Genomic DNA, 22,726 nt, shown 5'->3' on the forward strand with positions numbered 1-22,726 from the left:
AGGAGCAGGCACATGCATACACAAGCTAATGTACTGAAAGTCGACAACTTGAATATCGCTGCCAAATCCGGCCGAGGGGTTCTTCCTTTGGTGCAAAACGTGAATTTGGAATTAAAACCGGGCAAAGTACTGGGGCTTATCGGGGAAAGCGGAAGCGGCAAAACAGTCACTTCCATGGCCTTGATGCAATTATTGGACCAGCGTGCTATGCACGTCCAGGGAAGCATCCAGCTTCATGGCCAGGAGTTGAATGGCTTGGCGCCAAAAGCCATGCGTCCGATTCGCGGCAAGGAAATCGGCTTTATTATGCAAAACCCTATGAACGCCTTTACGCCTGTCTACACAATCGGCAATCAATTTGTCGAAACGATCCGGACTCATACAGGCATGGGAAAAAAGCAAGCGGTCGAATTAGCCATAGCTTCACTTGAAAGCATGAATTTAGAAGAACCTATTAAATTGATGAAAAAATATCCATTTCAGTTAAGCGGGGGCATGCTTCAACGGGTCATGATCGCGATTTCCATGTCGCTGCGGCCATCTGTTGTCATTGCCGATGAACCGACAACAGCGCTGGATGTTACCAATCAATTGCAAGTATTGAAAGAGCTGGACCGCTTGCGGACAGAATGCGGGACAGCGATTCTGCTGATTTCACATGATTTAGGCGTGATTTCACAACTTGCCGATGAAGTGGCGGTCATGCGCCATGGGAAAATCGTCGAAAAAGCGGAAGTATGCGATTTGTTTGATCGTCCGCAGCATGAATACACAAAGAAATTGCTGCAGGCAAGACTGATGGTGCCATACAACGACACTTTAAACCGGCTCGTTATGTAAAACAAGCGGGCAAGGAGGAGCAAGCCATGAGTTTATTGGAAGTGAAAGATGTTACCCATTCATATGGTGCCTCCCGTTCGTTCTGGCGCAAAAAAGATGTGAAGCCGGTTCTTTCCGGGGTTTCATTGTCGATAGAAGAAGGAACGTGCCTGGGATTGCTTGGATCAAGCGGGGCCGGCAAAAGTACGCTTGGAAAAGTCATCCTTGGACTCGAAAAGCCCCAAAAAGGGCAGGTGATTTTTCAAGGGCAGGACGTATACGCCATGGACGCCAAAAGCCGTCAGCAAATGCGCAGGAATTTGCAGGTGGTGTTCCAGGACAGCTATTCTTCCGTAAATCCGCGTCTAACGGCTGAAAAGATCATTGCAGAACCGTTGGAGAATTACGAAAAGCTATCCTCCGCTGAGCAGAAACGGACGATTGCAAGTTTATTAGAGCAAGTAGGACTGAGCAAGGACGACATGAAAAAATACCCGCGCGAGTTCAGTGGCGGGCAGTTGCAGCGCATCAATATTGCCAGAGCTTTGGCTTTAAAACCGAAGATGATCGTGTTGGACGAATCCGTCAGCAGTTTGGACATGGTGACTCAGACGACCATTTTGAATTTGTTGCAGGACTTGAAAACGATGCATGGCCTTTCTTATCTATTCATCACACATGATATCCGCGCGGCCTACTCCATTTCAGATGCTGTGGCCATTATGCACAAGGGACAAATAGCAGAAGTGTTTCATGACAAGGATGAAGTGTTTACTTCACAGCAGCCTGCAGTGAAGAGCCTGGTCGATTCGATGCTTCCTGAGCATCCGCGCTACCGTTCTATACAGTCCATACCTACTGTATAAACGTTTCAGGTGAAGTATTTTCTTTTTATTCATCTTTATAAATTATGTGGGAATCATATTTTTCCCTGGAAAGCCTAAGTAAATTTTTTGCTTTTAAGTATAAGGAGGCTAGAAGAATGATCCCATCACGGATCTATTCCTCCAGCCTCCTTTATATTTCTATCTCATTCCGCCCCAAAAGCCACAATCCCATAAGTCTCCAAATACAATTTCAACACACGCAGCCATTGCTTGTCAGTCGCAAGCGCCACGTGTCCATCCGGCCGGATCAAGTACAGCGCATCTTGTTTAAATCCTGCGTCTTTCATTTTTGCTTCCCAGGCAAACTGATGGATCTCGAGCGACTGCTCGTGGGCAAAGTCGATCAGTTCGGGCTGCGCTTTGCCGTAAATGTGAATTTGCCAATCGACGGAGCGCAGCGGCGTAAAATTATCGCCGTTTGCGGTTTCGATCCACGGCAAGCGCATGCCGCCATAAACTTTGCCGGCTTTGCCTTTGCTCAAGATGCTATCGCGATAATTGATGTGGATTTGAGACAAGATCTTAAAAGCATTTTTTGAGGCGAAGGAAAATTTGAATACTGACGGCAAGACGTAAGGGACGGCATATTCCCGCAGCAAGGTGCCGGGCAGTTTTTGGTTGACGATCGTTTGGAACGCTTTGTCGGTCGTCGCGATCAATCGGCGCGCAAAGGCAATGCGCTCTTGTTCGTAGGTGCTCAATATTTTAGGAGCGGCTTTTCCTTGAACCACCGCTGCGAGCTTCCAACCCAGATTGATGGCGTCCCCAATGCCGGTGTTCATGCCTTGTCCGCCGGTCGGACTGTGCAAGTGGCCGGCGTCGCCCAAGATGAAGATGCGTCCTTTGGCAAATCGCTCGCTGACGCGGTTATGGACGCGGTAAGTTGAAAACCAATTGACTTTGGCCGCGCTGACGCGGATTTTGTTTTCAATGTAATTGGTGATGTCTTGGTACTCAACATCGGTGCGATCGTTGAATTCCTCGGGCACAATGCCGAGGATTCGTTTGGTGTTGGCGTTCCGGACGTTCATATAGAGCATAAAGCCATCATTGTCCATGTACATATCCATCTTTTCCATGTCGTCTACCGGCTGCTCGGTTTCAATGTCAGCGACAAAGAACAATTGCTTGTAGGTGCCGCCGGGAAAATCGAGTTCGAGTTCTTTTCGAACCATGCTGCCGGCGCCGTCGCATCCGCATAAATAGGCGAATTCCGCTGCTTCTTCTGGCTGTCCTTGCTGCTGCATCACGGCGTTTACGCCAGCTCCTGTGTCTCTAAACGACAGCAGCGAGGTGTTCCATTCGACTTCGACGCCGATTTTACTTAATTCGTCAACGAGAATTTCTTCATGCTCGTCTTGGGGCAAACTCAAGATAAACGGAAACGGGCTCAGCCCTTTGCCCAACTCATGGAATTTCACTGTGGCTCTCACTCGTTTGCCGTCGCTGACATCCAGCGACAAAATCGGATGCCCGCGCTTGACGTTGCGTTCGGCGAGGCCCAGTTGCTCATACTGCTCCAATATGCGCGCATGCACAGCGAGCGCACGAGACGCGGTGCCGGTTCCTGCGTTTTTATCAATGATCCGAAACGGCACGCCTTGACGCGCCAGGCTGTAAGCTAGAGCCAAGCCAGTGGGGCCGGCTCCGACGATTAAGATTTGTGGGTTCATCCTAGAGACCTCCTAATGAGTAGCACGCCTGCTGATCTGTTAAGTTTCAAGTATCATGTAAAGTTATAAAATCGAGTATAGGAAAAGTGCTGATAAGAAAAAGCGGATGATACCGAACGGAAAAGATCTTGTACACCTACTATATCCTTAATCGACCCGTTTCAAGCAAGCAACGCTCAAAATAATTGTCGCGTCCTTGGATAAGAAACAAGCCTGAACGTTTTGACCAAACAATGCAAGATTAAATCCGGAGCAAAGGGCGGAACGTGATAGAATAACAGGTAGCAGAACGTGCAGCATTCACAATTGATAGATGAGTTGAAAGGAATGAGTTAGCAAAATGAACAAAATGGTCGAACAAAAAATGAACGAGATGACAGAAGTATTTAACAGTTTGCCGAATTGCCGGATTGAAACCGATGAGGCCGGCCGGACGTTGATCGTGAGCGACACCCCGGTTCCGTGGAGTGAGACGCTTGAGGAGAAGGACGCACACACGACGTATAAAATTGGGTCCATTACGCCTCATAAAGCGGCGCTCGGACTGTATATTGATTTCCCGCATAAGTATATCGAGATTGATCGGCTGGATGACATCATCGATCCCGAATTCACATTGACGTATTACGAGCCAGGCACCAAGACATCGACAGCGAAAAGCTGGTGGCGGTTCCGGTCGGACGAGAAATTCGACAGTCTTCATATGGTTCTGAGAAAAACAGAGCTGGAATTGTATGACTTTAAGAGAGAAGAATGGGTTCAGTTGATGGAAGAGATCACTGCTGTTCATAAGTGATGGATAGCTTAGCTGAATGGCGGAACTTCAATCACGCTCTTATGCCGCACAAATTTTAGGTGATTAACTATATTTCCACACTTGCCAAATCAAACTAGCAAGTGTGTTTTTTATTGTCCACACTCAGTAAGTGGCCTGAATATATTGTATCCTTCATACCTAATTGGTTAGCAACTATGCAGGACATAGAAATGATGTATAAGGAAAGGAGTATATTTGCACCTAATTGCTTCAATATTTTTGGCATTAATTGGCATCTTTCGTTTTATTAAAAAGAATGAAGAAGCATCTGCGTATATAGTAGCACCACCTGTGGTATAAAATAGGAAGATACTATTCTACTGAAAGCATCGGGGGATGAAAAATGAACGAGTTTGTTGAGTTTAGAAATCGTGTTTATGATCACGAAAGTAATGATAGTTATCCGCTCCAATTTTTAGATGAGTACATAAATACCAGCCAGGCTGTAAATTCCGATGAAAAAAGAGTAATCGAGCAAATTCGGACGATCAAGCAATTAGAGCGGAAAAAGAAGCTGAGCGAAAAAGAAATAGATGAATTGATCTCGTTTTTGGGTGAGCATTCGTCTACAGACCGATTCATAGTGGATACGGTTTTAAAATTTTCCAATGAAGAAATCAAGCAACTAGTAGAGAGAAAAACAAAAGATTTACTATTGAAGCAGCAGTATGGTAGTCAAAAGCTGTATCATGTGTTGGATATTTGCATTGAATGTGGTCTGGATAGTTTAAGTGATAGCGATATCTTATTATTGCTTGAGAAATACAAAATGGATTTAGAGATCATGTCTATCTTACTGGATTATCTGGATCGTTTTAAACGGCAAGGATTTAAAGAGCATCTATACAAATTAGTAACCTTGGATTACCCCGATAGCATAAAACTCCAGGGAATCAATTTATTGCGGAATTTGTACTCAGTAGAAACTATCGATCAATCATTTGTCGAGAAGAATGTAAGAAATGACAAAAACGGAGTGTTTTTTGACAGCTATATGGACTTTCTCCAGACGGATTTTAAATTTGAAAAGCCAGGCATATCAATTTTGCAGTCCATGTTTTATGGCGATTTTGAAGATAGCGGAAAAGGAAATAATGGAGGCTTAGCCGTATTATTAAAAGGTTTGGGTGAGGAAATCTCGAAAGACAGCCGCATATCTTACGTATTTACGATTACGATCACGCAAGAATTAAATAAGCCCTTTATAAGCTTTCATGGGGACAAACACATATTTATTCGATTGCCAATCTATTTAGATCAGTCTGTATCCGACAAGTTTATAAAAAGAGAGTTATTTATCAAAAGGTATATAGCCAATTTTTTAAAACAGTCCAAAATAAATCCTGATGTCTTTCATATCAGATTTCTGGACAACGCGTCTAAATCGGTTGCTCATCTAAGCAAAGAATGGAATCGAAAACTTGTCTTTACCCTAACGCCAGACCCGCACCGAAACATGTTTGATGGACAGAGCCATATAAAAGAACTTGGTTTTAGCGAGCTTATTGAAAAACTGAACAAGATAAAAATAGGGGACGAATTAATCCACACAAGCGACGGAATCGTTGGCATAGGGAATGCAGACGTGAAAACCGAACTTGAGGTCTATTTTCCGCAATTTAAAGATGAAGATATAAATCGAAAAATAAAAATGATCGGTGAAGGCATACAAATAGGTCAATCCATTGATGCAGAGGACATCACTTCAAATCGCTTGATCGAAACCAATAAAGATTTTTTTGAAAAACCTGTAATCTTAAACGTGGGGAGATTATCTGTCTTAAAAGGGCAGATGGAACTTTTACAAGCATGGTCAAACTCCAAGCTTTCGGAAACGCATAATCTTCTGCTAATCGGAGGAGACCTGGAGAGACCTAATAAAGAAGAAGAAATGGTCATTGATTATTTTAAGGATTACTTGCAAAGGCATCCACAATTCAAAGGCAGGTTTATCCATAAAGGCGCCATGTCAAATTTGGATATCCGATTGCTGGAAAGGGCGATCATTAAGAGAGACTTTGCCTATCCTCATATCTATCTGTGCTCAAGTGTAAAAGAAGAGTTTGGCATCGCGATTTTAGAAGCGATGTCGATCGGATTTCTAACCATGGGCCCGATAAAAGGCGGGGTTAAAAGTTATATGAAAAATGGGGAAAATGGCTTTTTAATCGACACAAGTAATTGGGAAACGATTGCAAAAGAAGCGGAAAACCATCTTTATGATTCCAACGTCGGCAAAGATGAAATGAAAAAAATTCAAGCTGCCGGACAAAAAACGGTAGATGAGAATTTTTCAATTGAAAAGATTTCAAATGAGTTTGTATCATTTTATTTGTCTATAGAAGGAGAAGAAGTTAATGAAATATAAAAAGATCTTTTTTATCAGCCCCCCTTTTTATTCGCATTTTAACCCGTTGTTGGTGTTAGCCAAAAGTTTTCAGGAACATGGTGCAGAAGTGACCTTTGGCTGCAGTATCGAGTTTAAAGAAAAAATCTTGAAAGAAAAGTTGAATTTTTATGAAATAGATATAAGTGCAAATAAAAATACGGGCAAAGCTGAAAACACGATACAACCAGACACAGAGAGAATAAGATTGGAAGAATTTTTTGAGTCGACAAAAAAGGGTGCAGTAGAAACACTGATCACCCAGTCCCGCCACAGAAAGGCGGATATGCTTTACAATCCACAAGAGCTTATCGATAAGGTAAAGCTCATTGATGATTCACTGGATGTGGATCTGTATGTGGTAGATATATTGTCGTACTCTGTTACGCTGAGCTTGTACTTTTTAGGGCTGCCTTTTGTCACATTTTGCCCCCCTCATCCCAATACGATTCCAAAAGAAGGAAAGTATTTTAATGTACCGAAAAGCTGGCCTGAGGCGATCACGATCAAGGAAGAAGATTTGAGGATGCTCAAGCAGGTTTCAACCCAAACGCAAAGTGAATTCACGGAAGTTTTTAATGAAATTATCACTGAAAACAAGTCGATTGAAAAAATTGATAATGCGTTTAGTTTGGTCTCTGAAATAGCTGTCATCTACAACTATTTCGATTTTAACAACATTGAAAAAAATGAAGAAAACCCAAAGGAACTATTTATCGGGAATTCATTTGACGTGGTTGCGTTGGACGCGGAGTGGATGGAAAAAATAGATACCAAAGAAAAGATCATCATGATCAGTTTAGGCACCTTTTTATCAAATCGAAAAGATGTACTTGAAAAACTGATCCTATCATCCAGAGAAAGTTACCCGGATGCGCTATTGATCGTTTCTGCAGGCAGCAATGCGGAAGAATTAAAAAAATACAGCTCGCCCAATACAATCATAGAAGATTTCATCCCCCAAATTGCACTGATGCATTATGTGGATACGGTTGTCTTTCATGGGGGATGCAACACCTTAACAGAAGCGATGTACCATGGAAAAGAGATGGTCATCTTACCATTTTCCAGCGATCAGTTTAATATCGCATATGATGTTGAAAAGAATAATTTAGGAAGAGTACTGGATCCAAATAATTTCAGCCAAGAAGAATTAGCAAAGGCATTTATTGAAATAGAAGAGATTTCCAAAGATAATTTACTGCATTGGCAAAACATCTCAAGAGAAAGAGGAGCCGATTATGCAGCCAAAAAAATATTGGAGATCGAATAAAATATATATAAAATTAGAAAGAGGTGTTTTATGAAAGAGGCAGTTGGATATGAAGAGAAAGTTAAAAATACAAGTAAATATGATATAGATGGTGTACCCCCATTAAGAGAAGCAATACCTTTAGGGTTGCAGCATATTTTTGCAATGTTTTTGGGGAATGTCGCTGTCCCGATCATCATCGCAGGTGTGGTTGGCATCACCGGAACGGATTTAACGATACTGGTTCAAAGCGCCATGATCATGGCAGGAATTGCAACGATTATTCAATGTTACCCAATATGGATGATTGGCGCACGGCTCCCAGTAGTTATGGGTACCAGTTTTGGATTTCTACCTACCAATATCGTGATTGCAAGCTCCTATGGCATCTCAGGATTACTGGGGGCAAGTCTGATAGGAGGTTTGTTTGGCGGAACTTTAGGATTTTTCATAAAGAAATTAAGACGGTTTTTTCCAAAGATTGTAACAGGCACCGTCGTTCTGACGATCGGTTTGTCGCTTTTGCCTACAGGTATTGTATCGATGGCTGGAGGAAGTGGATCTGCAGATTTTGGATCAGCCCAAAACTGGCTGGTGGCTTTACTGGTATTGGCCATTGTGCTTTTTCTCAATCGATATGCAACGGGAATGGCGAAAACCTCCTCCATTTTAATCGGGATTGTCATAGGATACATGGTGGCTTTGCCGCTGGGGATGGTAGATTTTACAGCAATAAGAGAAGCTACCTGGTTCTCAGTTCCACAACCGTTTTATTTTCCTATGGAATTTTACTGGGGAGCTATACTCCCGATGCTAATTATGTTTATCGTGACATCTGTTGAGACAGTTGGAGATGTTACAGCCATGACTACGGGGGGAGCAGGCAGAGAACCCACGAAAAATGAACTTTCCGGCTCAGTCATAGCCAATGGGTTTACCTCTTCTTTGGGCGCAATTTTTAATTCGTTGCCTAATACATCTTTTAGTCAAAATGTGGGAATGATCGCATTTACGAAAGTAATGAGCAGATATGTCGTAGCTGTTGGCGCTGTGTTTTTAATACTGGCTGGTCTTATTCCTAAGATTGGAGCCCTTGTATCTACTATGCCACCAGCAGTTATTGGCGGCGCCACAGTCATTATTTTTTCTCAGATTACGTTAACGGGCATAGACATATTGACGTCAGAGCCTTTGAATGAAAGAGCAAAAATTATCATTGGGTTGTCTTTAGTGTTCGGTCTCGGATTAAGTCAAGTACCCGATGCGATGAATGCCTTTCCCGAAGTTATTAAGTTGTTGTTTGGCGGATCTGGCATCACCATCGCGTGTTTTGTTGCGATTGCATTGAACCTCATCATTCCAGAGGATTCAAAGAAAAGAGCCGCATAGGCGAAATCACGCCCTTGTGTGTCAAACTCAATTCAGTTTATTGATAACACTAGCATGAAAAAAGCCGTATTCACTAACCTCGAGGGTTAATGGATACGGCTTTGGTTTTGTTCAGTCAAAGTAACTGCTGTGCCAGTAAACGGTAAACATCCAAACGCTTTTCCTGGGAATGCGGAATGCTGCAGATCATGGCTTCTTCAAAACCATATTCAAGTTGCTCCCGCTGCAATTGGTCTGCTACATCTTTGGCGGAACCGACGAGATGGAGTTTGCGGCTTGCCTGGATTTGCATGCGGTCCATTTCCGATAAGGCGGAATTTTGTGCCTCTTCGGGTGTCATGAGGGGCATCAGGCGGCCTTTCATCAACATCAGGCGTGAAATGTCCTGCGGCAATGCTTCGTATTCTGCTTCTTCGGCGGTTTCAGCCGTTGTTACCAAATATGAGACCGAAATTTCGGGTTTCTCCATAAAAGCGGAAGGGACGAAATTAGACCGATAGGAATCCAAAATATTTTTGGTCATGCCGCCGTTGAAAAACTGGGCAAACGAATAGCCGACACCCATTCGGCCAGCTTCCAGTGCGCTGTTGCCGCTTGAGCCAAGCAGCCAGGCTTCAGGCAATTGGATATTTGTTGGGGCAGCAATGGTTTTATTGTACATATTGTCTTCCGGCGTTTCGTCGTTAATCAGTTTCAGTGCGGTGTCGAATTTCCCATACATATCGTCTGTCATCGGGCGGCGTCCTTGGGACAAGGCGTAAATGGAACTGTGGTCGCCGCCGGGTGCGCGACCCGCGCCGAAATCGATGCGCCCTGGCGCAAGTGCGCTCAATGTTTTAAAGACTTCTGCAAGTTTCAACGGTGAATAATGCATCATCATCACGCCGCCAGTGCCGATTCGGATCTTCTCCGTTTTGGCGCTCAAGTAGGCAGCCGTGACTTCGGGGGCGGAGCTGGAAAATGCGCCGGAGCCATGATGTTCCGCCATCCACATCCGGCTGTACCCTAACTTGTCGGCGAGAACCGCGAGCTCTACTGCTTTTTTCATCGCATCTTCTGCGGTGTTGCCTGTCGTGACAGGCGCTTGGTCCAATACGCTTAATTTCATCTATATGACTTCCTTTCGTTAACTGCAGGTTTGCACATAGAGGAGTATAGCAGTCCGGCAAACTGAAATCATGCTATCTGCCTTTAAGAGTACTTCCACCCAAAAAAAACTTCCAGTTCAACCTCAAAGCCGCGCAAATTATAATCGATCTAAAGGGACTTCTCATGAACTTAAACAAAAGGAAGCAGCAGCGGGACTTATTAAAGAACTGAATTTATGTACCCAAAAAGAAAAGTGCTGCTGGACGAGTTGGGGAATATAAATTAGAGATAACCAGAGATGTTTTAAGCAAAAAAGCAGCCACCTTCTCCTTAACAGGATTGCAGGTGGCTGCTTTTTTGTTGTTGGGCATTATTTTATTCCTTTTACTCCATCACACCTATATAATATATTGCTGTTATTTTTGTGCTTGGTTCAGCAGCTGATCTAGGCGGTGCAGGTAAAAGGTATAATCCAAAAGAGCAGATGCTACGATCATTAATCGGATGCTTTTCTCCGGATCTTCTTTAGAGAGAGAAAGCACGGATCTATAAAATTCGTCTCTTCGGTTTAGCATATCTGCATCTGAATGCTGAAACTCTTTAATCTTGCCCTGATATTTCAAAAACAGGTACTCGTGATATTTGATTAATTCTTCCAGGTACTCATCAAACAGCAGATTGACACTTTCTTCAGACGTACTCTGAAAGTAATGGTCCTCAATTTTTCTGAGAAGCTGATCTCCCTCCTCTAATGTTTTCAACATCTGCCTGAAGACAATCATTTCTCTGTCATTCAATTGTTTGGTTCGTGATTTCCCGAGCTTAATTCTTTCCTCATCAAACAACTTGAATTGCTCCACTAATTTTTCAAGTTCTTTCTTAAAGTTGCGGGAAAGTACTTGATAAGAACTTTCTGTCAGTTCATTTGAAATGGCAGTTCTTAATAACAATGACATTTCCTGAAAAGCTGAGTAGATGTTATCCGAAAAACTCTTTTTATATTTCGGCGGGAAAACAACCAGGTTTACGACTATAGCAGAAATTGTTCCGACTAAAATAACTAAAAATCTTTCCAGGGCAAAGTACATATCCTCACCTGCACCGGAAGTCATGATCGCAGCTACCGTTACAAGAGTTAATGGGATTGTGCTATCCATTTTTAATTTCAAGCTTAATGAAATCATAATCATAATCACCAAGCCGATGGTGATTGGGTTTTCTCCTAAAAAATAGATGAAAAACAACGAGATGGATGCGCCTAAAGTATTTGTAATCAATTGATCAGGCAATTGCTTCCAAGTCCGGTACAGCGAGGGCTGTACAGCTAAAATAGCTGCAACCGCCGCAAACGCAATGTTGTCCAATCCGAAAAATTCACATACATATATGGCGATGATAACGGCTACGCCAGTTTTAAAAATACGAGGACCAAAAGTAATATCCATTTCTCCTTTCAGATAATAACGAACTGGAGGAACGCTTTTTCACTCCCCAGTATCTCGTTAGGCAACTATTATCTTATATAATGATGTCTAATTAAACTTTAAATTGCGCTGCACAGTATGTCAAAAGCGAATCGTGCACTTCAGTATTTTATCATTGAATGTAAAAAGGGACTGTTCTCCAAAAGTCATTTTCACGCCCTTTTGGGACAGCCCCATTTTATACTATATTCGTTCTGCTCTACATGTTAATTCCTTAGAATAATGTAAACAACGTAAATGATGTAGATAACGGCTAACGCCGAACCTTCAATCCGTGAAATCTTATACTTGGTTCTTGCAAGAATCATTAAAAGAATGGACACAGCGATCATGGCCCATACATCTAGAAAGATCTTTGAATCCACCGTTAAAGGATGGATCGCTGCGGAAGTTCCCAGTATGAAGAAAATGTTGAAGATATTGCTTCCGATAATATTACCCAACGCAATCTCTACCTGTTTCTTTAACGCTGCGGTTATAGAGGTGACTAACTCAGGAAGTGAAGTTCCTACAGCCACAATCGTCAAACCGACTAAGGTTTCACTCATTCCAAGCGACAGCGCGATTTGAATGCTGTTTTCTACCACGAGGTTCCCACCGAACACGATGGCCGCAAGTCCGCCAATTGTTAAAATCGTGTTTTTCACTTTGGACACGTTCGCGGTATCAACAGGATTTTCTTCGATGTTCAGTCGATCTTTTCTTGCCACTTCAAAAATATAGTAAAGAAAAATCACAAAGAAGAGGAGCAGCATAATGCCTTCAGTTCTTGTAATGAGGTTGCTGTCTGAAGATCCGATTTGAATGTCGCTAATTAAAAGCAGCAAGGCAACGGAACCCAACAAAGCGAAAGGAATTTCTTTCCGTATGGTCTCGCTCTGAACCATCAAAGGGAAAACCAGAGCTGTAACTCCGAGAATGAACGTGATATTAAAGATATTGCTGCCGACTACATTCCCGATCGCGACGTCACTGTTTCCTTCGAAGGCAGCAATAAAACTGACCGACGCTTCCGGTGCGCTTGTACCAAAAGCCACAATCGTTAAGCCGATCAATAGGGGGGAAACCCTCAAGCTTTGCGCTATTTTTGAAGCTCCTTCTACAAAATAATCAGCTCCTTTGATCAAAAGAGCGAATCCTACTAATAATAATAGATAAGTCATGTGTTGATTACTTCCTCCCTTTTTTTCTGTTTTTTAAAGAAAAATAACGTTCCTCTTTCTATGCTCATACCCTTACAACTTATGTAAAAACCATAAGAAGTTGTCGCTCTGCATAAGAAATATGATGAATACAAAACGGTCGTGCCAGAAACGGCTCTGTTTCTGACACGTCTGTTTGTTCACTTTTCCGCTTCCCGCGCAGCCTTTACACTGCCTGGATCAAAAAAGTTATCCACCAAATCATAAATGGTGATGAGTTCGTAAAGAATCTTGAACTCCGGCGGGAATAGGGTAGGGTGCAAGGCATCACTTGTCGTGACGCCTTTGCTGTCTTCCCAAAAGAAATCAGTGATGATTTTTAATTGCTGCTGATGCGTTTTGTGGTCGTATTCATTGGAATTCTGCAAGTCGTCGGCAAGCTCTGCCACAGCCTGCATGATGATATTCCGCTCGGCTGGCGACCACTTGATGCTATGGAACGGGATGCGGAGCAGGGCATCCAAGTGAAACTCCAGGTTATGTAAAAAATGCAATTGCCGTTCCGCCATGCGAAGTTCGGCTTCCCGGTTGCGGACCCATGGGTACAGACTTGCTTCATCCCGTTGGTAATGAATTAATTTCTCCGTCTTTTTGATTTTCGTCGTCAGTTGCTTCACAAGCTGCTGCTCTTTCTGACGGTTTGCATCTCCGTCAAACAGAATGGTGTGGAAAGTCTGTTCCAGCATCGTTCCAGCGCGTTCACTGATGCTTTGGATGTTTTTTAAAATATCCCACCGGTAGTTTGGCGGAAACACCAGCATGTTGACCGCAGTGGATACGAGCAGGCCAATCGTCGTGGTACCCAATCGAATGAAGAACGACACTAAGAAATGATCATGGATCACTTCCACCATCGCGACAGATGTCAACGTGGCAACGAGCAGACCGGCATGCAAATTGAGTCGGTAACAAACTAAAATAGTGGCAACGGCAGCGAGTGTATAGGTAATCGGGGAATTCCCGAATAGGGTAATAAAGAACACCGCGAATGCTGAGCCGATCGCAGATGCCGGGAACCGGACCAGTCCCTTTTTAATCGAATCGCTGACGGTGGGTTCAACTGTCACAATTGCAGTGATGACCGCAAAGACAGGCGGCCAGCCAAACCACAAACAAATTGTTGCTGTTATAAATATCGCTATCCCTGTTTTTAAAATTCGGCTGCCCTGGAAGGATCGCATCATTTGTTAAGCACCATCTCTTTTGCGTAGTATTTTTCAACGTAGTTTAGTATATCACCAAATTCTCTCTGGATTCCAAGACAATTTTTGTCAGGTTCGAGTATATGATAAGCAAGAGATGGACCGTTTTTTAGTTGTTCGGTAGACAGGAATTAAACATGAAAACCCCTTCCCAGAAATTGAAATCTGGAAAGGGGTTCTTGTGAAGAAACTTCTATTGGGATGTGTTGGTTATTGTATGCTTACTGAAATCCGGTGCTTGTCGTTTTTGGGTCGCCTGTTCGTAAGCGTAAGCCAGTTCGATCAAGCGTGCTTCGCTGAATGCCTGGGCGCTGAACGTGACACCGACTGGAACTCCGCTGCTTGTGTAGCCGGCAGGGACGGTGATGGACGGATAGCCCGCTTTTGCCGGAAGAGCAGCGCCGCGGTTGTTTTGGAATAACAGCGCATCCAGTTGGTGTTCGCGCATAACGAGGTCCAGTCCTTCCAGAGTGGAATGGCGCAAATCGGTTCGGCGGTGCTCCACATACGTTGGGTCAGCCGGATCGTCGCTTAAGGATTGCGATTTTTCCAGTTCCGCTTGGCCAAATTTCATGCGGCGGTCCGGGTCTTGTTTATTGAACTCGATGACATCCGCCAGTGATTTAACCGGCACCTCGTCAGGGACAGTGCTGAGGTACTCATTGACGCCTCGCTTGAATTCATACCATAAGACGTCTGATTCAAATGACTGCTGGGGAATTGTCATTTCTATCACAGTCGCACCGAGCAGTTTCAACTGTTCGATTGCCTCATCCATAATGGCACGTTCTTCTGGTTCTTCATTGTTTAAGAAGGTAAGATCGACACCGATGCGGGCGTCTTTTAAACCGTCCGTTTTCAAGTGCGGCGTGTAATCAGTTAATGCTTTACCGGCACTTGCGTGTGTTACCGGGTCCTGTTCATCGACGCCGGTCATAGCGCCGAGCAAGATCGCGGCGTCTGCAACGGTGCGTGCCATCGGTCCTGCGGTATCCTGGCTTTCGGAAATCGGGATGATGCGCGAGCGGCTGATCAGTCCGACTGTCGGCTTGATGCCGACGATCGAGTTGGCGCTGGCGGGGCTCAAAATAGATCCCGAAGTTTCGGTACCGACACCGACAACGGCGAAATTCGATGCGATCGCAGCGCCTGTTCCTGAACTTGAGCCGCCGACATCTCCATCTTTAAAGGTTTCGACTCCGTAAGGGTTCAGCACTTGCCCACCGAGTGAGCTGTAGCCGCTGACGCCTTCTTTTGACATGAAATACGCCCATTCGCTCAAGTTCACTTTGCCGAGAATGATGGCACCGGCATTCCGCAGCTGCGACGCGACAAAAGAATCCTGGTGCGCAAAGTTCTTCTCCAAGGCGATAGTGCCGGCTGTTGTCGGCATCGGATCCGTCGTTTCGATATTGTCTTTCAGCAGCACGGGAATGCCGTATAGCGGACCTTGCCCATCTTGCCCTCGCATGTCATCCAGCTCAGCAGCGATTTTCAGCGCGTCCGGATTGATGGTCAATACTGAGTTGATCTTCGGGCCATTGCGGTCATATGTCTCGATTTGATCGAGGTAGGCTTGCACCAATTCGACAGAAGTGAGTCGGTTTTCCTGAAAAGCCTGTTGAATATCTTCGATTGTTGCTTCATTTAATGTGAATGAGGTTTTCTCCATGGGTAAGCTCCTGACTATAAGTAATTTACATATCTTTAATTGTACACCAATTCTTAATTTTACATAAAGTATTGCTTTCAACTGGTGAGCGAGACTTGTAAAGAAGTGAGGACAATTCTGTTTATTTGCCGAAAAGCTTACTGGTTCTAGTTGGATTTCTTCCTCTGAGAGAGCGAAATCCAACTTAGCCAGTTAGTTTACAAAACCTAAACACATTGGTATATTGAGCGTGAATATGGCATTTCACAACTAAGCATGGAAAAGAGGTTAGTCAAATGGATGTGAAATTTCCCATTGGACAGTTGCACGTTCCAGATAGAGTGACGGCAGAAGATGTTCGGCAGTGGCTCAAGGAAATCGAGAGTTACACGACGCGGCTGCGGGAAGCCGTTGATTCGTTGAGTGATGAGGAGTTAGGCAAGACTTACAGGGAAGGCAGCTGGACTGTCCGTCAGCTGGTGCACCATATTGCGGACTCGCAAGTGGCCATGTACCAGCGCTTGAAACTAGCTGTAACGGAAGACAATCCGACCGTGCCCGGGTTCGATGAGGAAAAATGGGCTCAGCTTCCGGACAACCGACTGCCGGTAGAAAGTTCTATCCGTATGCTAGAAGGGCTGAATGAACGGATCGTTGCACTCGGAAAACAGATGACGGCCGAACAATTGGACCGGGTCTTCACCCACGAAACGGACGGTGAAATCCGCAGCGCCCAAAATCTCGCAAAGCTGTCTTGGCACGAAGAGCATCATTTGGCGCATATTAAGATTGCCGTGGGGAACTAAGCCTTCAACTGTAATTTTAGTAGTGAGCACACAAAAGGAATCCTTTCCATTTAGCAATGGAGAGGATTTTATTTAGTTTTATCGGGAAAGCTTGAAGGATCGAATCGGTTGAGTTTGCGAGGATGTAAGAGTAATCTGAAAATATAATTGAAAGGAGTGAAAGCAGATGAAAAACGCAATACCAGAAGTGATGTTGAACGATGGAACAAAATTACCGGTTACTGGACTTGGTACATATGGACTGTGGGGCAATGCCGGGGCGAACGCAGTCAGCAGTGGGATCAATGCCGGATATCGGCTGATTGACACGGCCTATAATTACGAAAACGAAGGAGCGGTGGGGGAAGGCATCAAGCGCAGCGGCATTTCCCGCGAGGAACTGTGGATCACTTCCAAGCTGCCAGGACGATATCACAGTTACGAAAAAGCATTGGTGGCAATTCAGGAATCGCTGTACCGTTCGAATTTGGATTATTTCGACCTCTATGTGATTCACTGGCCGCTTCCGAATCAAGATCTTTACGTGGAAGCGTGGCAGGCCTTGATTGATGCCCAGAAATGGGGGCTCGTCCGTTCGATTGGCGTCAGCAACTTCCTGCCTGAGCACCTAGAGCATATTATTCAGGAGACCGGCGTAACGCCGAGTCTCAACCAAGTGGAATTGCATCCGTTCTTTAACCAGGAAGAACAGCGGAAAGTGCACGCAGAACACAATATCCAAACCGAGTCGTGGAGCCCAATCGCCAGAGCGGCAGATATTGTGTCGAATAGAACCATTATAAAAATTGCCGAAGCCCACAACAAGACCGTTCCGCAAGTGGTGCTCCGCTGGCAGTACCAAATCGGCTCGGTATCGATTCCGCGTTCCACATCTCCACAGCGGCAACGGGAAAACCTGGCTATTTTTGACTTTGAACTAAGCGAATCCGAAATGGCTGCGATTGCGGGCATGTCGCATCCGGATGGCAGACTGTTTGGGATGGATCCAGCTACGCATGAGGAGTTTTAAAGTAGACACCAGCCAAATAACTGGAAGAGCTTTTTCAAGTTAAATGTAACGAGTGTATTTGCAAACCCACCGATGGAATCGATTCCATCGGTGGGTTTTGTTGTGGAAATTTTTTTATAGAAATCAATTGAAATGGAAAATTTATGTATTTCAAATTGGGTTTTTATGATACGATTTACTCATGTCTAAAGTAACGGTTATTTTTAATGATAGTAAGTAAATGTTTAGCTGAAGAATTTGCAAGTTTACGAAAAGGGGAAAGATAAAATGAAAATTACAATGAAAATGAGTGAAGAAGCCTATCCAATAGCAAAGCGGGTTTATTCCGGACAATTAACGAGAACTGACGGGAAAAGTGAAATTAATCGCGTTTCTGGTATGAACGAAGGATCGGCCAGTGCATACATCACGATTTTTTTAGCGATGATGAACGGGGAAGAGTACAAGCGAGCATTTAATAACGAAACCAATCGATTTTTATTTGAAAGCATCCGAAGAGATTTCGGAGAGCAATACTACAAAAAAGCATTAACTGCCGCACAAAAGCACATCAATTACTATGGAACCTTAGGAAGAGGAAATCTAAACGGACTTCAACGGATTGTAGATGAGCTAAAGCGTTAATTCTTTCAGAAGCGGAAAATCCAACTTACCTATAGAAAGTGAGATAAGTAATATGAAATTTACCGAAGGTTTTGGAATGGGACTAGAGATGCTGTGGACGATTGTGTTAGCCAATCCGTTACTAATTGGAATTCTGGCATTCTTCTTTATTAGTTCAGTGGTGCTGGGACTTGTTCAAAAGACATTAAGATACAACAAACTGAAAAAATCAGGCATCTTTCACGTAGATGAAATGGCGGGAAGAGAATTTGAAGAATATCTTCGGGTTCTCTTCCGCGAAAGAGGATACCATGTTCTATTAACGCCGGCCACTGGTGATTTTGGAGCTGATCTCATCTTATCCGATAAAAATAAAAAAATTGTCGTGCAGGCAAAGCGCTATAAAAAGAATGTTGGATTAAAGGCCGTACAGGAAGTTTCGACTGCCAAAAATCACTTCAATGCAGATGAATGTTGGGTAGTCACTAACAGCTATTATACGGAGCCAGCCAAGAAATTGGCTGCATCTAACAAAGTACGTCTGGTGGATCGTGAGTTGTTAATAAAATGGATGCTGGAGATGAAAAAGAGTCAAGAAACTAAAGGTACCGCTGCTGTAGGGAAAGTGGAATAATAATAGTCTTGCTTCTTGGAATGTGGAAATCTAAGCAGCCGGATTTCTAGTAAAAAAGTTCAGTATATAGGTGTTTGTCCCTTGACAGGACACCTTTTAGTGTCGTATTATTAAGACACTAAAAGGTGTCCTATTTGTGAGGAGGGAGGATTTGGATAAAAAAATAGAAGGACATGATGTGTATGCAGCGATTGCTGATCCGACAAGGCGTGAATTGCTTCGTTTGTTGGCAGAAGCAGGGGAACTGCCACTGCACGAATTGACGGTCCATTTCCAAATTGGGCGTACGGCAGTTTCCAAACATTTGGCTGTCTTAAAGGAAGCAGGTTTGGTTACCGTCCAAAAGGTTGGAAGGGAAACAAGGTATCGAATAAATGCGGCTCCTTTGGAAGAAATCCAGGACTGGGTATCTTTTTACGAGAGTTTCTGGACACAGAAAGTGACGCATTTAAAAAAACTATTATCGGAGGAATAGACTATGGCAGACGTTACATTGGATTTTCAATTAAAGAGTTCCATTGAAAAAGTTTGGAAGGCTTTAACGGATTCAGATGTGCTGGCACAGTGGATATGGGACAACGATTTTAAACCGGCTATCGGAGAAAAATTCCAATTCCGTTCGGAACCGAACGAATGGTGGGACGGAATCGTTAATGGGGAAGTTCTGGAAGTGGATGAGCCACGCAGCTTGTCATATATTTGGGCAAGTGCTGGAGAAACTACGACAATTACATGGTCATTGAAAAAGGGGTCAGATGGTTTGACACATGTGCACTTTGAACAAACCGGCTTTAGTGAAGAAACCAAATCAACCAAGGGAGCTCTAGAAGGCGCCAAATCCAGTTGGGAAAACTTTGGAGAGCAACTCGAGGGAGTATTGGAAAAATGATTGCATTGCGATTCGACTGAAATTGGGCTTTAAAGCAACGGGATAGCAGCAACGCTAAACAGGTTACTAAATATGGTGGGAACTGCCAATTAGTGTCCTGTTTCCCCCAATTAAAGGAGGATAAGGTTATGAACTTCGTACAAGATACCTTAGCTATACTCCAAAAGAGAGAATTGATGTTTTTGGAAAGCCAGAAGGAGTCAGAAGGGATTTACTCCTTTTTGTTCGAAAAAGACGAGGATTTGAATTGGAAAGCAGGACAGCATGGCTTGTTTACGATTACCCATAAGAAGATAAAAAAGCCGACACGGCCATTTACAATTGCATCTGCACCTAAGGAGAATGTCATTAGGATCACGACACGCATCGGCGATCAACCAAGTGAATTCAAAAGTGCCATGCTGGAATTGACACAGGGCATGAAAATCAAACTGAATGGTCCAGTGGGAAAGTTTTACCTCAACGGAAACAGCCCGACTCTTCTGGTTGCAGGCGGAATGGGCATCACTCCATTCCGGTCGATCATTAAACAACTGGAGGCGGAAGGCAATGGGCATGATCACGAAATCCAGCTGCTGTACTTGGACAGCAAGGGAGTCTATCCATTCAAAGATGAATTTGACGCGATTGCTGCTCACTCTTTGATAGACATCACTTATGTTGTGACACGGGATGAGTTGCGTAGAGAGCTGGACAATTTTTTAAGCTTGCATAAGAACGGGGGCACCTACTATATAGCAGGGCCAAAGCAAATGGTGAAAGAACTTGCCGCTTATTTAAAAGAAAAGGATATTGCAAAACGCAAAATCATTAAGGATGTTTTTTTAGGGTATTAAAAGCATCAAGCACCAGTTGCTTGGATAAGCAATGTCTTTCCGGTTTTTCCCGGGAAGGCATTTTTTATTGGCGGTTCCTTTTGACTGAAAAAAGGTTGAAAGAAGGCGATGCACGCCATATAATATACCGCATCAGTATAGGAGCGGTTCTCTTATTCCATGCAATGCACTAGATTTGATTGTTGACTTTTCATTCGAAAGAAAAGGGGATGACGGAAAATGAAAGCCATGGTTTGTACACGGTATGGACCGCCGGAAGTGTTGGAACTTCAGGAGCTGGACAAGCCGGTGCCGAAAGCCAATGAAATCGGGATAAAAGTTCGGGCATCTACCGCAACAGCAGGAGACTGCGAAATGCGAAACTTTGCCTTTCCGTTGTTTTTGTGGATTCCGCTGCGGCTATTTTTTGGTTTGCGGAAACCGAGATTGAACGTATTGGGACAGGAGTTTGCTGGAGAAATTGAATCGGTGGGAAGCGAGCAGACGCTATTTCAACTAGGCGACCGTGTATTTGGTTCGACGGAATTGAAGCTTGGCGCTAATGCCGACTTCATCTGTCTTCCCAGCAGTTATGCCATCATCCGTATGCCGGAAGGGGTTAGTTTTGAAGAAGCGGCCACCATCCCGACAGGTGGAATGAATGCCTTGTTTTTTCTTCGAAAAGCCAAAATTCAAGCTGGCCAAAAAGTGTTGATTATCGGAGCGGGTGGGAGCATCGGCACGATGGCTGTTCAACTTGCCAAAAACTCAGGTGCTGAAGTGACGGCTGTCGACAGCAAAGAAAAGTTGGACATACTTTTATCCATCGGCGCGGACAAAGTAATTGATTATCAGCAGGAAGATTTTACGGCAACTGGTGAAACTTATGATGTGGTCTTCGATATTGTGGGAAAGGCCTCTTTTTCTAAAACCATCAAATTATTGAAACCTAAAGGGGTCTACTTGATCGGGAACCCGAGCCTCAGCAAAATATTTCGGAGATTTTTACCAATGATGAAAAACGATCGGAAAATCGTTGTGGCCGCGGCCGACTACAAAACCGAAGATTTACGCTACTTGGGCGAGCTGTTGGCGGATGGCAAAATCAAAGGGGTCATTGACCAAACATTCCCTTTGGAAGAGCTGCGACAAGCGCATCATTATGTGGAAAGTGGAGCGAAAAAAGGGAATGTCGTGATCACCCATCAATAACAAAAAGACTGTGAAAAACAGAAGGTCAAAAGTTCTTCTGTTCCTACACCCAATGCTTCTGCGTGTTGGGTGTTTTAAAAATTTGTAAGGCAGTTCAAAAGGCTTTCCAACTTTTCCGCGGATAGGTAAAGAAGAGGAGGTAATGGAGAATGGGCAGATTAGACGGCAAAGTAGCCATCATCACAGGAGGCGCAAGAGGAATGGGGGCCGCACATGCAAAGCGGTTTCTGGAAGAAGGGGCAAAAGTGATGATTACGGATATTTTGGAAACAGAAGGCAGAGCGATAGCAAGCAATCTTGGCGGCAACATCAAGTTCATGAAGCATGATGTCACAAAGACTCTGGAATGGGAACAAGTGATTGCTGAGACAGAATCCACATTTGGACCTGTCAGCGTCTTGGTGAATAATGCGGGAATTGCGTTGCTCAAATCCATCGACAACCTGACAGAGGCGCAGTTCCGGCGAGTTATTGATGTCAACCAAGTGTCGGTATTTCTGGGGATGAAGTATGTGCTTTCGTCTATGAAAAGGGCGGAAAGCGGGTCCATTATTAATATTTCATCGATTAGTGGATTACAAGGAAACGAAGACTCCATCGCTTATAGTGCTTCGAAATTTGCGGTAAGGGGCATGACAAAAAGTGCCGCTATCGAGCTCGGAAAAGAAGGCATCCGTGTGAATTCCGTTCATCCAGGGATTACCGAAACCCCAATGGTCCGAAAAAGCCGCGTCAGCAAGCTGGCTAGGGCCATTCCGCTGCAGCGTACAGCCCAGCCAGAGGAAGTCAGCGACCTCATTGTCTACTTGGCTTCCAATGAATCGAGCTATGTCACCGGTGCTGAATTTGTGATTGACGGTGGTTTGACCGCAAAATTATAAAGAGAAGCTTCACGCAAACGCAATCT

The 22,726-nt window shown here is 44.1% G+C and carries 21 protein-coding genes; 15 read left to right on the forward strand and 6 right to left on the reverse strand.

Annotated elements, in window-relative coordinates; translation table 11 throughout:
- Positions 1-12: 12 nt before the first annotated feature.
- Positions 13-840, forward strand: a complete 828-nt coding sequence (locus AC4EG4_RS11435; protein ID WP_490979185.1) for an ABC transporter ATP-binding protein — start codon at positions 13-15, stop codon at positions 838-840.
- A 26-nt stretch (positions 841-866) separates the two neighbouring features.
- Positions 867-1,685 carry a nickel import ATP-binding protein NikE gene (gene nikE, locus AC4EG4_RS11440; protein ID WP_490987886.1) on the forward strand — a complete coding sequence of 273 codons (819 nt, stop codon included), beginning with the start codon at positions 867-869 and terminating at the stop codon, positions 1,683-1,685.
- 164 nt (positions 1,686-1,849) lie between these two features.
- Here nikE and AC4EG4_RS11445 read toward each other — a convergent pair whose 3' ends face one another.
- A complete protein-coding gene (locus tag AC4EG4_RS11445; protein WP_490987887.1) occupies positions 1,850-3,379 on the reverse strand; it encodes an FAD-dependent monooxygenase in 1,530 nt (509 codons plus the stop codon).
- A gap of 340 nt (positions 3,380-3,719) precedes the next feature.
- Here AC4EG4_RS11445 and AC4EG4_RS11450 point away from each other — a divergent pair, with 340 nt between their 5' ends.
- From AC4EG4_RS11450 to AC4EG4_RS11465, 4 genes are all read left to right on the forward strand, one after another.
- Positions 3,720-4,175 (forward strand): hypothetical protein, encoded by a 456-nt coding sequence (locus AC4EG4_RS11450; protein ID WP_490979182.1) that lies wholly within the window; start codon positions 3,720-3,722, stop codon positions 4,173-4,175.
- Positions 4,176-4,539: 364 nt separating this feature from the next.
- Positions 4,540-6,564 carry a glycosyltransferase family 4 protein gene (locus AC4EG4_RS11455; RefSeq protein ID WP_490987888.1) on the forward strand — a complete coding sequence of 675 codons (2,025 nt, stop codon included), beginning with the start codon at positions 4,540-4,542 and terminating at the stop codon, positions 6,562-6,564.
- Between the two features lie 127 nt (positions 6,565-6,691).
- Positions 6,692-7,855 carry a glycosyltransferase gene (locus AC4EG4_RS11460; RefSeq protein WP_490987889.1) on the forward strand — a complete coding sequence of 388 codons (1,164 nt, stop codon included), beginning with the start codon at positions 6,692-6,694 and terminating at the stop codon, positions 7,853-7,855.
- 30 nt (positions 7,856-7,885) lie between these two features.
- Positions 7,886-9,223 (forward strand): uracil-xanthine permease family protein, encoded by a 1,338-nt coding sequence (locus AC4EG4_RS11465; RefSeq protein ID WP_490979179.1) that lies wholly within the window; start codon positions 7,886-7,888, stop codon positions 9,221-9,223.
- Between the two features lie 115 nt (positions 9,224-9,338).
- Here AC4EG4_RS11465 and AC4EG4_RS11470 read toward each other — a convergent pair whose 3' ends face one another.
- The 5 genes from AC4EG4_RS11470 to AC4EG4_RS11490 all read right to left on the reverse strand — a co-directional run bounded on the left by AC4EG4_RS11470 (position 9,339) and on the right by AC4EG4_RS11490 (position 15,872).
- Complete coding sequence (locus AC4EG4_RS11470) at positions 9,339-10,331, reverse strand: MsnO8 family LLM class oxidoreductase (protein WP_490987890.1); 993 nt, start codon at positions 10,329-10,331, stop codon at positions 9,339-9,341.
- 397 nt (positions 10,332-10,728) lie between these two features.
- Positions 10,729-11,757: an FUSC family protein gene (locus AC4EG4_RS11475; protein WP_490987891.1), complete on the reverse strand. Its 1,029-nt coding sequence runs from the start codon at positions 11,755-11,757 to the stop codon at positions 10,729-10,731.
- Between the two features lie 245 nt (positions 11,758-12,002).
- Positions 12,003-12,959: a calcium/sodium antiporter gene (locus AC4EG4_RS11480; RefSeq protein WP_490987892.1), complete on the reverse strand. Its 957-nt coding sequence runs from the start codon at positions 12,957-12,959 to the stop codon at positions 12,003-12,005.
- 179 nt (positions 12,960-13,138) lie between these two features.
- Positions 13,139-14,179 carry an aromatic acid exporter family protein gene (locus tag AC4EG4_RS11485; protein ID WP_490979363.1) on the reverse strand — a complete coding sequence of 347 codons (1,041 nt, stop codon included), beginning with the start codon at positions 14,177-14,179 and terminating at the stop codon, positions 13,139-13,141.
- Positions 14,180-14,393: 214 nt separating this feature from the next.
- Positions 14,394-15,872, reverse strand: a complete 1,479-nt coding sequence (locus AC4EG4_RS11490) for an amidase family protein (protein ID WP_490987893.1) — start codon at positions 15,870-15,872, stop codon at positions 14,394-14,396.
- 275 nt (positions 15,873-16,147) lie between these two features.
- On the opposite strand from AC4EG4_RS11490, the gene AC4EG4_RS11495 reads away from it, so the two are divergent.
- The 9 genes from AC4EG4_RS11495 (at position 16,148) to AC4EG4_RS11535 (ending at position 22,700) form a co-directional block, all read left to right on the forward strand.
- Positions 16,148-16,657, forward strand: a complete 510-nt coding sequence (locus tag AC4EG4_RS11495; protein WP_490987894.1) for a YfiT family bacillithiol transferase — start codon at positions 16,148-16,150, stop codon at positions 16,655-16,657.
- A 166-nt stretch (positions 16,658-16,823) separates the two neighbouring features.
- Positions 16,824-17,666 (forward strand): aldo/keto reductase, encoded by an 843-nt coding sequence (locus AC4EG4_RS11500; protein WP_490987895.1) that lies wholly within the window; start codon positions 16,824-16,826, stop codon positions 17,664-17,666.
- A 267-nt stretch (positions 17,667-17,933) separates the two neighbouring features.
- Positions 17,934-18,290, forward strand: coding sequence for a hypothetical protein (locus tag AC4EG4_RS11505; RefSeq protein ID WP_490987896.1), 357 nt, complete (start codon positions 17,934-17,936; stop codon positions 18,288-18,290).
- A 52-nt stretch (positions 18,291-18,342) separates the two neighbouring features.
- Complete coding sequence (locus AC4EG4_RS11510; protein ID WP_490987897.1) at positions 18,343-18,903, forward strand: restriction endonuclease; 561 nt, start codon at positions 18,343-18,345, stop codon at positions 18,901-18,903.
- A gap of 151 nt (positions 18,904-19,054) precedes the next feature.
- Positions 19,055-19,378, forward strand: a complete 324-nt coding sequence (locus AC4EG4_RS11515) for an ArsR/SmtB family transcription factor (protein ID WP_490979170.1) — start codon at positions 19,055-19,057, stop codon at positions 19,376-19,378.
- A gap of 3 nt (positions 19,379-19,381) precedes the next feature.
- Positions 19,382-19,792 (forward strand): SRPBCC family protein, encoded by a 411-nt coding sequence (locus AC4EG4_RS11520; protein WP_490987898.1) that lies wholly within the window; start codon positions 19,382-19,384, stop codon positions 19,790-19,792.
- A gap of 128 nt (positions 19,793-19,920) precedes the next feature.
- Entirely contained in the window at positions 19,921-20,628 is a 708-nt protein-coding gene (locus AC4EG4_RS11525; protein WP_490987899.1) for an FAD-dependent oxidoreductase, read from the forward strand.
- Between the two features lie 219 nt (positions 20,629-20,847).
- Positions 20,848-21,819: an NAD(P)-dependent alcohol dehydrogenase gene (locus AC4EG4_RS11530; RefSeq protein WP_490987900.1), complete on the forward strand. Its 972-nt coding sequence runs from the start codon at positions 20,848-20,850 to the stop codon at positions 21,817-21,819.
- 149 nt (positions 21,820-21,968) lie between these two features.
- Complete coding sequence (locus tag AC4EG4_RS11535) at positions 21,969-22,700, forward strand: glucose 1-dehydrogenase (protein ID WP_490979166.1); 732 nt, start codon at positions 21,969-21,971, stop codon at positions 22,698-22,700.
- The last annotated feature ends 26 nt before the right edge of the window (positions 22,701-22,726 follow it).

The organism is Planococcus sp. TJ-201 (genome assembly GCF_058268495.1).

Coding starts and splice junctions, on each gene's coding strand:
- AC4EG4_RS11475 (WP_490987891.1), bottom strand. CDS start 11,757: ATGGATATTACTTTTGGTCCTCGTATTTTTAAAACTGGCGTAGCCGTT.
- AC4EG4_RS11505 (WP_490987896.1), top strand. CDS start 17,934: ATGAAAATTACAATGAAAATGAGTGAAGAAGCCTATCCAATAGCAAAG.
- AC4EG4_RS11525 (WP_490987899.1), top strand. CDS start 19,921: ATGAACTTCGTACAAGATACCTTAGCTATACTCCAAAAGAGAGAATTG.
- AC4EG4_RS11510 (WP_490987897.1), top strand. CDS start 18,343: ATGAAATTTACCGAAGGTTTTGGAATGGGACTAGAGATGCTGTGGACG.
- nikE (WP_490987886.1), top strand. CDS start 867: ATGAGTTTATTGGAAGTGAAAGATGTTACCCATTCATATGGTGCCTCC.
- AC4EG4_RS11435 (WP_490979185.1), top strand. CDS start 13: ATGCATACACAAGCTAATGTACTGAAAGTCGACAACTTGAATATCGCT.
- AC4EG4_RS11530 (WP_490987900.1), top strand. CDS start 20,848: ATGAAAGCCATGGTTTGTACACGGTATGGACCGCCGGAAGTGTTGGAA.
- AC4EG4_RS11490 (WP_490987893.1), bottom strand. CDS start 15,872: ATGGAGAAAACCTCATTCACATTAAATGAAGCAACAATCGAAGATATT.
- AC4EG4_RS11455 (WP_490987888.1), top strand. CDS start 4,540: ATGAACGAGTTTGTTGAGTTTAGAAATCGTGTTTATGATCACGAAAGT.
- AC4EG4_RS11450 (WP_490979182.1), top strand. CDS start 3,720: ATGAACAAAATGGTCGAACAAAAAATGAACGAGATGACAGAAGTATTT.
- AC4EG4_RS11465 (WP_490979179.1), top strand. CDS start 7,886: ATGAAAGAGGCAGTTGGATATGAAGAGAAAGTTAAAAATACAAGTAAA.
- AC4EG4_RS11480 (WP_490987892.1), bottom strand. CDS start 12,959: ATGACTTATCTATTATTATTAGTAGGATTCGCTCTTTTGATCAAAGGA.
- AC4EG4_RS11535 (WP_490979166.1), top strand. CDS start 21,969: ATGGGCAGATTAGACGGCAAAGTAGCCATCATCACAGGAGGCGCAAGA.
- AC4EG4_RS11470 (WP_490987890.1), bottom strand. CDS start 10,331: ATGAAATTAAGCGTATTGGACCAAGCGCCTGTCACGACAGGCAACACC.
- AC4EG4_RS11485 (WP_490979363.1), bottom strand. CDS start 14,179: ATGCGATCCTTCCAGGGCAGCCGAATTTTAAAAACAGGGATAGCGATA.
- AC4EG4_RS11445 (WP_490987887.1), bottom strand. CDS start 3,379: ATGAACCCACAAATCTTAATCGTCGGAGCCGGCCCCACTGGCTTGGCT.
- AC4EG4_RS11520 (WP_490987898.1), top strand. CDS start 19,382: ATGGCAGACGTTACATTGGATTTTCAATTAAAGAGTTCCATTGAAAAA.
- AC4EG4_RS11495 (WP_490987894.1), top strand. CDS start 16,148: ATGGATGTGAAATTTCCCATTGGACAGTTGCACGTTCCAGATAGAGTG.
- AC4EG4_RS11500 (WP_490987895.1), top strand. CDS start 16,824: ATGAAAAACGCAATACCAGAAGTGATGTTGAACGATGGAACAAAATTA.